The following is a 231-nucleotide window of genomic DNA, read 5'->3' as shown; positions in this document are numbered from 1 at the left end:
AGAACAGACAAAGAAGATTAAAATACTCAAGTAATGGTAAGTTTAGCCAAAGCGACCAAAGGAAGTACACAAGCGATAGATTACATTATGAACGATAAGGGGCAAGCATTTGAACTTGACCGCAATTTAGTAATGGGTGAAAATGGACAAGATATCTTGTCGGAGTTTAGAGAGGTACAAAGCTTAAATACTCGTTGTGAAAATAACACGTACAGTATTGTCTTATCTCCC

1 protein-coding gene is annotated in these 231 nt (G+C 36.8%); it reads left to right on the top strand.

The genetic code is table 11. The annotated features are described in order from the left end of the window. Positions 1-33: 33 nt before the first annotated feature. The coding region (locus tag RMT89_RS45710; protein WP_315889647.1) for a hypothetical protein at positions 34-231 on the top strand (198 nt) is incomplete at its 3' end.

It is taken from the genome of Streptomyces sp. P17, from assembly GCF_032436805.1.
Classification (GTDB): domain Bacteria; phylum Actinomycetota; class Actinomycetes; order Streptomycetales; family Streptomycetaceae; genus Streptomyces.
The sequence above is the reverse complement of the archived record's forward strand: the minus strand, read 5'-3'. Positions and strand labels throughout refer to the sequence as shown.